The organism is Corallococcus llansteffanensis (assembly GCF_003612055.1).
In the GTDB taxonomy this organism is placed as follows: Bacteria; Myxococcota; Myxococcia; order Myxococcales; family Myxococcaceae; genus Corallococcus; species Corallococcus llansteffanensis.
Map to the genome: position 1 here is coordinate 1 of NZ_RAWB01000458.1, position 7,976 is coordinate 7,976.

At 71.2% G+C, this 7,976-nt stretch carries 7 protein-coding genes; 1 reads left to right on the top strand and 6 read right to left on the bottom strand.

Annotation, left to right across the window (positions count from 1 at the left end; translation table 11 throughout):
* Window positions 1-479 precede the first annotated feature (479 nt).
* Both grxC and D7V93_RS31820 read right to left on the bottom strand, forming a co-directional pair.
* The gene (gene grxC, locus D7V93_RS31815; RefSeq protein WP_120646958.1) at window positions 480-755 is read right to left on the bottom strand and encodes a glutaredoxin 3; all 276 of its coding nucleotides are present in this window, start codon (window positions 753-755) and stop codon (window positions 480-482) included.
* Between the two features lie 89 nt (window positions 756-844).
* Window positions 845-1,990: a heparan-alpha-glucosaminide N-acetyltransferase domain-containing protein gene (locus tag D7V93_RS31820; protein ID WP_120646959.1), complete on the bottom strand. Its 1,146-nt coding sequence runs from the start codon at window positions 1,988-1,990 to the stop codon at window positions 845-847.
* A 285-nt stretch (window positions 1,991-2,275) separates the two neighbouring features.
* Between D7V93_RS31820 and D7V93_RS31825 the strand changes: the two genes are divergently transcribed.
* Complete coding sequence (locus D7V93_RS31825) at window positions 2,276-4,885, top strand: U32 family peptidase (RefSeq protein WP_120646960.1); 2,610 nt, start codon at window positions 2,276-2,278, stop codon at window positions 4,883-4,885.
* A gap of 7 nt (window positions 4,886-4,892) precedes the next feature.
* Here D7V93_RS31825 and D7V93_RS31830 read toward each other — a convergent pair whose 3' ends face one another.
* The 4 genes from D7V93_RS31830 to D7V93_RS31845 all read right to left on the bottom strand — a co-directional run bounded on the left by D7V93_RS31830 (window position 4,893) and on the right by D7V93_RS31845 (window position 7,892).
* Window positions 4,893-5,639: a queuosine precursor transporter gene (locus D7V93_RS31830; RefSeq protein WP_120646961.1), complete on the bottom strand. Its 747-nt coding sequence runs from the start codon at window positions 5,637-5,639 to the stop codon at window positions 4,893-4,895.
* A 102-nt stretch (window positions 5,640-5,741) separates the two neighbouring features.
* A complete protein-coding gene (locus tag D7V93_RS31835) occupies window positions 5,742-6,527 on the bottom strand; it encodes a dihydroneopterin aldolase (protein WP_120646962.1) in 786 nt (261 codons plus the stop codon).
* Window positions 6,524-7,249: an SDR family oxidoreductase gene (locus D7V93_RS31840; RefSeq protein WP_120646963.1), complete on the bottom strand. Its 726-nt coding sequence runs from the start codon at window positions 7,247-7,249 to the stop codon at window positions 6,524-6,526. The genes D7V93_RS31835 and D7V93_RS31840 overlap by 4 nt, the downstream gene beginning before the upstream one ends.
* Before the next feature lie 154 nt (window positions 7,250-7,403).
* Window positions 7,404-7,892, bottom strand: coding sequence for a hypothetical protein (locus tag D7V93_RS31845; RefSeq protein WP_244237636.1), 489 nt, complete (start codon window positions 7,890-7,892; stop codon window positions 7,404-7,406).
* Window positions 7,893-7,976: the final 84 nt, after the last annotated feature.

Below are 7,976 nucleotides of genomic sequence, written 5' to 3' on the forward strand. Positions count from 1 at the left end.
GGTGGGAGGCGCCGTGATGATGGGAGGCGTCGTCGGGCCCGGGCGTGCGACGCCGACGGGCGCGGGTTCGACCTTGCCGGTACAGCCGACAAGGCACGCGAACAGCCCGGCGGAACAGACGATGGTCGTCAGGGGCAGGCGGAAGCGCATGCGGACTCCTCGTGGGTTCACGGCGCGGGAGGGCGCTCGCGGGTCGGCGGGCAACGGGAAGAGGCGCGTCGTGCATTCCGTCAGGGGAATGGACGCCACAGCCGCCTGGCCGCTGGCCAGTCAGACAGGGAACGTGAATCCGCGCGGTTGGGCGTGGCGCCCAGCCCCCGCGAAGGTGGCGCGGGGTGGGTACCGCACGCAGAACAGGCTTCATCCACCGTCAGGAGCGACTTCCCGGTCCCCCGTTGCCGAGGGACGACAAGGTCAGCCGTCTCCCCGGAAACGACCACTGAACGGAAGTGCCTGTCCGATGACGACCCGCGACGGACTCAGGGGGCGGTGGAGGCCCCGGCGCCGCCCAGCAGCGCATCCAGCTCGCCGCACTCCTCCAGCGCATACAGGTCGTCGCACCCGCCGATATGCCGGCCCGCGATGAAGATCTGCGGCACGGTGTGGCGACCGCAGCGCTCCATCATCTCCTCGCGCCGCTGCTCGTCGTTGGCGACGTCCACCTTCTGGAACGCGCAGCCCTTCTCCCGGAGCAGGGCCATGGCCTGGCGCGAGTAGGGGCACATGGCCTTCATGTAGACGATGACGTCGGGCATTCACGACCTCCTGCGTCGAAGGATGGGGACGCCCTACCGCCTCCGCCACCCGGCGAGAGGACGTCCGCTCCCCTGCCCGTCTGCCGCGGCTAGCGGGCGCCCGACGCGGGCACGGCCGCGGGCAGGCGCGCGGTGGCCTCCCGGGAGCGGTCCCGCAGGTCCCACGCGTACAGCGCGCCCCACTGGAGCAGCGCGGTGGCGACGAACAGCAGCGGCCACAGCGGCGAGTACGGCAGGCGCAGCAGGTAGAGCCCCACGTAGTACACGTAGAACTGGAGCACGAACGCGAGCAGCGAGTGCCGGCCGATGACGCTCGCCATGCGCAGGTAGCGCGACAGGTATCCGGCCTGCTCCGCGCGCATCAGGAGCCCCAGCAGCGCGAGCACCGTGCCGCCGTAGAGCGCGACATAGGCGGGCCCCGGCGGATACTTCTGCGCCTGGGAGGTGAGCGCCATCAGCGTGGTGAAGCCCGCGCCGTGCCACAGGTGGTGCACGGCGATGTGGAGCACCATCAGCCCGCCGCCGCAGGTGGCGATGCCCAGGCCCACGAACTCGAAGCGCCGCGCCACGCCCCTCGGGTCCGCGCGCCCCCACGTCCCCAGCCACTCCCCGAACATGCTGCCCACCAGGTACACGCCCATCCACGGCACCACCGGGAAGCTGGAGAGCAGCACGGACAGCTCACGCTGACCGAAGAAGGCCTCCTTGAGCACGCGGGCGAAGGCCGCCTCCGGCATCCAGGAAAGGCACACGACCCAGCTCACCGCGAACAGGAGCATTCCCAGCGCCGCGCGCGTCCGGCCGTTCAGCCGCGTCACCACCCAGGGCCCCACGAGCAGCGCCAGCCCGAGCGTGTCCGTCACCGGCAGGATGCGCAGCAGGTACAGGGGCTCGTCCGCCCAGAAGCGGCACGTGGGGACGATGAGCAGGTGGCCCGCGGTGAGCAGGAACAGGCCCCGGCGCTGGAGTCGCGTGCGCAGCGGAGCGAAGTCACGGCTGCGGGAGTGCAGCAATCCCAGCATCAGACCGCTGATGACCATGAAGCCGGGCGTGGCCATCATCGTCAGCAGGTTCATGCGCTCGCGCAGGTGCGAGGCCTCACCGCCCAGCGGATAGAGATACGCATCCGCGAAGTGCGACAGGAACACGAGCAGCATCACCGTGCCCCGCATGGCATCCACAGCTTCCAGTCGGCCGGACACGGTCCGCGCCCCCAACGTCCGCACGCGCTCCATCTGAGCTCCTTTTCGGGAAATGGCGCGCGGCTCGTCGGTCTCTAACCCAACCCCCCAAGTCCGACGGATGCCTCTTGGCGCGCCTACCCACTGAATACCACCGCACCGCCTCAATGACAAACATCTGGATGTAAAAGCCTCACCTCACTGGAATCCTTGTCACGCCAAGGACCTGTCTGGTTTCGCGGGGTGGGGCCGTGGGAACCCCGTAGCCGGGGGTGCCTGGTACCCTGTGGAGCAGACGCGGATTGAGAGGGGTAAACGCCTTTTGCTAGGTAAGGGGCCATGTCTGCCCGACGCCCCGAAATCCTCGCCCCCGCCGGTGACCTGGAGTCGTTGCGTGCCGCCCTCGCCAGTGGCGCGGACGCCGTCTACTTCGGGCTCGACGAGGGCTTCAACGCGCGCGCCCGCGCGGAGAACTTCTCACTCGAGCGGCTGCCGGAGACGGTGGGGCTCATCCACCGGGCGGGCGCGCGGGCCTACGTGACGTTGAACACGCTGGTGTTCGAGCCGGAGCTGCCGGTGGTGGAGCACCTGCTGCGCGGGGTGGCCCGGGCGGGTGTGGATGCACTCATCATCCAGGACCCGGCGGTGGCGCTGCTGGCGCGGGCGGTGTGCCCCCAGCTGGAGCTGCACGCGTCCACGCAGATGACGCTGTCGAGCGCGGAAGGGGCGCGGTTCGCCACGGGCCTGGGCTTCACACGGATGGTGGTGCCGCGCGAGCTGTCGGTGGCGGAGATTCGCCGGCTCGCGTCACAGACGGACATCGAGCTGGAGGTCTTCATCCACGGCGCGCTCTGCATGTCGTGGAGCGGCCAGTGCCTCACGAGCGAGGCGTGGGGCGGGCGGTCCGCCAACCGGGGTCAGTGCGCGCAGTCCTGCCGGCTGCCCTATGACCTGGTGGTGGATGGGGAGACGCGCGACCTGGGCGAGGTGAAGTACCTGCTCAGCCCCAAGGACCTGGCGGGCGTGAGGGCGGTGCCGGAGCTGGCGGACATCGGGGTGCACAGCCTGAAGATTGAAGGGCGGCTCAAGGGGCCGCAGTACGTCTCCAGCACCGTGCAGGGCTATCGCCGGTGGCTGGACGGCGTGATGGCGGGGAAGCCGGACGGGGCGCGGCTGGCGAAGGACCTGGCGGAGATGTCGCTGTCGTACAGCCGGGGGTTCTCGCACGGGTTCCTGGCGGGGTCCGACCACCAGACGCTGGTGGAGGGGCGCTTTCCGAAGCACCGGGGGCTGTACCTGGGCCGGGTGCGCGCGGTGGCGGGCAAGGACGTGCTCGTGGTGCCGGACGAACGGCCGTGGACGGGCGCGCTGGGCCTGGGCGATGCGCGGCCGGAGGCTCCGGCGGGGACGGTGGCGGCGCCGCTGCCGGGTGAGCCGGATCCCGCGGACGTGGATCCGCGTCCGGGCATGGGCGTGGTGTTCGACGCGGGCGCTCCCGAGGACAAGCACGAGCCGGGCGGCCCCATCTTCCGCGTGGAGCGGGAGGGCGACGCGTGGGTGCTGGGCTTCGGTCATCCCGGGCCAGACCTGGGCCGCGTGGCGCCGGGGCAGCGGGTGTGGCTGAACAGCGACCCCGCGCTCGCGCGCCGCACGGAGGGGTTGCTCGCGGAGGGAGCGCCCGAGGGCCGCATCCCGCTGTCGCTGTGGGTGTCCGGTGTGGAGGGTTCGCCGCTGCGCGTGCGGATGAGCACGGGGCGGTACACGCGGGAGGCGGTGGGCACGACGGTGCTCGCGCCTTCGCGCGGCGCGGGCGTGGACGCAGCGCTGCTCCAGGACAAGCTGGCCGCGCTGGGCGGGACGTCGTTCCACCTGGCGGAGCTGGACTGTTCGGGGCTGGCGCCGGGGCTGCACCTGCCGGTGTCGGAGCTGAAGGCGCTGCGCAGGCAGTTGGTGGCGGAGCTGACGCTGGACGTGGAGCGGGGGCCCGCGCGGACCGTGAGCACGGAGGCGGTGGAGGACGGGGTGCGCCAGGGCCTGCTGGCGCGGATGGCTTCGCGGCCGGTGGAGGCTTCGGCTCGGCTGCTGCCGCTGTGCCGCAACGAGGCGCAGCTGGAGGCTGCCATCGCGGCGGGCGTGGGCGAGGTGGAGCTGGACTGGATGGAGCTGGTGGGGCTCCAGCGCGCGGTGGAGCGGGCGCGCTCGGCGGGGCTGCGCGTCACCATCGCCACCGTGCGCGTGCAGAAGCCGGGCGAGGAGGGCTACGACACACGCCTGGACCGGCTGCGGCCGGACGCGGTGCTGGTGCGCCACTGGGGCGCGATGATGCACTTCCTGGAGCAGCCGGCGGGGACGACGCGGCCGGTGCTGCATGGGGACTTCTCGCTCAACGTCACCAACTCGCTGACGGCGGCGCACCTGCTGGGGCTGGGGCTGGACACGCTGACCGTGTCGCACGATCTGGATTCGGATCAGTTGTTCGCGCTGCTGGAGAAGGCGCCCGCGCACCGGTTCGCGGTGGCGCTGCACCACCACATCGCGACGTTCCACACCGAGCACTGCGTGTATTCCCACACGCTGTCCAACGGGCGCGACTACAAGGCCTGCGGACGGCCGTGTGAGAAGCACGCCCTCGCGCTGAAGGACCGGCTGGGATTGGAGCACCCGGTCATCGTGGACGTGGGGTGCCGCAACACGGTGTTCAACGCGCAGGCGCAGAGCGCGGCGTCACTGGTGCCGCGGCTCTTGGAGCGCGGCGTGCGGAGGTTCCGGGTGGAGTTCGTGCGCGAGACGCGCGAGGAGGCCGCGCGCGTGCTCACCGCGTATCAGGAGCTGCTCGCGGGCCGGCTGTCGCCCGCGGAGGCCGTGAAGCGCGCGGCCGTGCACGAGCAGTTCGGCGTCACGCGCGGCACCATGCAGGTGCTCAAGCACCCGGCCGCGAATGCGCGCTGAGGGCCGTTCAGGCCGCGCGCGCGGGAGGCGCTTCAGCGACGGGAGGCGTGAGGTTCACCGGCTCACCGTCCTCGCCCAGCACCACCGGGGCGATGCCCAGCTTTCGCTCCACGAAGGCGTGGCCCAGGTAGATGAGCGGCGTCAGCCCCACCGCCACCAGCAGCTTCACGGCGTAGGACGTGAGGATGATCTGGATGATGACCTTCTGGGGCAGCACCCCCGTCCACGCGATGTACTGCACCACCGCCGTGTCGATGAGCTGCGACACCACCGTGGAGCCCGTAGCGCGCAGCCACAGCAGCCGGTTGTGCGTCGCGCGCTTGAGCAGGTTGAAGACCGCGATGTCCACGAACTGGCCCACCAGGTACGCCACCATCGACGCCATCAGGATGCGCTGCGAGCCGGCGAACACGTTATTGAACGACCCCGCCACCGTCCCCGAGTAGCCGGCCGCCTGCGTCATCGGCGCCCACGGAACCTGCACCGCAGCGGTGATGACCGCGAAGGCGAAGACGGCCATGAAGAAGCCCACCACCGTGACGAAGCGCGCGACCCGCTTGCCGTAGAACTCGTTGAGGATGTCCGTGAGCAGGAACGTCACCGGGAACGGCAACATCCCCACCGACATCACCGCCAACACCGGCCCGAGTTTCACCTCGAACAACTTCACGCCGATGATGTCGCCCACCACCAACGAGGTGATGAACACCCCCGCGAGTACGACGAAGAGCTGAATCCGCCTGTCCAGGTTCATCCGACGTGTCCTTCGTGAGCGCGCGTCACCGCTCCTTCGAGCTAAGCACAGCCCCGGCGCATCGTCGCCTGGCCGTCCCCTCACGGAGCGTGCGGCTTGCGGCTATTCGGCCGGGTAGTACTGCGCGCCCGGCGCGGGAGGCAACAGGCCTTCCGGCGCGTCCGGGGCACCTTCGCGCGGCCGGTACACACCCAGCACCGTCTGCTCCGTGGCCGTGGGGTTGTCGTAGCGGTGCGCGAGCCCGCGCGACCCGTGGAACGCCATGCCCCGACCCACCGGCTGCCCCTGGAGCAGCAGCCCCGTGCCCAGCACCAGCTCGCTCTCCTCCCGGTTCCCATCCACGCGCGGAGGGATGACGCCCCCGGGCTTCACCCGCAGCCGGTACACGCCGTAGGTCGCGCCTTCATGGATGACGTCCACGCCGCCAAAGGGCGTCTGCTCCGTCGCGTAGACCATCGCGTCCGCGGCGCGGTGCACCTGGAGCGAGGGGATGGCCAGCCCGCCCAGCGCCTCCGGCTTGGTGACGCGCACCGTGGCGGCCTGCACGCGTGCCTGCGCGCTGGCCTCCGTGGGCGGCGCCAGGAGGTAGCGACACACCGCCTCCGCCGCGGACTCCAGCAGCTCGAAGCGGCACGCATCCAGGAGGAAGCGCAGCTCCCCGGCCAGCCGCCCGTAGTGCACCGTGTTCGAGAGCTTCCCGCCCACCGCCGCCTGCCTTGTGTCCAGGAAGAGGGCCACGTCCAGGCGCAGCGGCTGCGGTGTCACGCGCTCGCGGTTGTAGATGCCCACGATGCAGTCCGCCGTGAGCCCGCGAAGCTGGATCACGTCCAGCGGCCGGCCCTGCGCATCGCTGACGAGCGGGTGGATCAACGCGGTGTCCTGGCTCACAGCTGGGCACTCCTTCCACCATCCACGGCGATGACCTGTCCGGTGAGGTACGGCGCCTCGCGCGCGAGGAAGACGACCGTGCGGGCGATGTCCTCCACGCTGCCCTCGCGGCCCATCGGGATGCGCTGGCGCAGGGCCTCGCGCGCCGCTTCGTCGAAGTCGTCGGGGAAGGCCGCCACGCCGGGGGAGATGGCGTTGACGCGCACGTGCGGCGCCAGCTCCACCGCCAGCGCGCGCGTCAGCATCACCAGCCCCGCCTTGCTCACGGAGTAGTGCGCGTAGTGGCTCACGGCCCGCTCCCCGCCGATGTCGGTGATGTGCACCACCACCGGCTCCTTCCCCGCGCGCAGGGACGGCAAGAGCGCCTGGGTCAGGAAGAAGGGCGCGTCCAGGTTCACCGCGAGCATCCCGCGGTAGGCGGCCCGGGTGATGGAGGCGAAGTCCGTCCGCTCGTAGAGGCCCGCGTTGTGGACGACCACGTCCAGCGCGGGATGCGCCTGCCGCACCTTCGCCCCCAGCGCGTCCACGGCGTCCGGGTCGGAGAGGTCCGCGCTGTACAGCGTGACATCGCGGCCCAGCGCGCGCAGCTCGTCCGCCAGGGCCTCCAGCTTGCCCACGGAGCGGTTCGCGTGCAGCGCCAGGTCATAGCCAGCGTGGCCCAGCGCGCGAGCCACCGCGCCTCCGATGCGCACGCCCGCGCCCGTGATGAATGCGGTCCCCATATGCGGGCCCTGCCTAACAGGCCCGCACCGGAAAGGCACCCGGCGCCTTCACGGACAAAACACCTCGGGGCGACACCTGGAGAACCCCCTCTCCAGGCACCGCCCCGCGTGTCCCCTGCTTGCGTCGTCCCCTGCGTGTGTCGTCGCGCTCCGACTACGGGTAGTAGGCCACCGTCATCCAGCGGCGCCCGCTGTACGGGATCCACACCCACTCCGTCACCGCCTGGTAGCCGCCCGCGACGTAGCGCTGGTCGTAGTAGCCCGGCGTGCAGCGCACGTGGCGGCCGTGGCGGCCACGGGACACGCACTGCTCGGGGACCCAGACCTGCTCGTAGCGCGCCGGCACCCAGTGCTCCACCGTCTGCAGCTCGTAGCGGCCCCGCGAGTCCACCGGGCGCGGCATCGGGCGGGCGTTGCAGTTCGGGCCACGGCAGCCCACGTAGCGGCGGGTCCGCTCGTCGTCATCGTGGTAGCGGAACGCCTGGGACTCCCGCGGCGCTTCCCAGCCGCCCCGGCTGTTGTCGCGGCCCCAGCGTGCATCCGCCTCGGTCGGGCGGCCACGCGAATCCGCCGCGAACGCCGTGGAGGAACCGAGCAGCAGTGCACCGAAGGCCAGGGTCGAGAGTGCGAGCTTGAAAGCCATGTCTTCCATCCTCCGTTGTGTTGCTTGTCCTGACTGACGGGCCCCCCGCCGGAACATTCAAAGCCGGTCGGGTCCCCCCGGCCC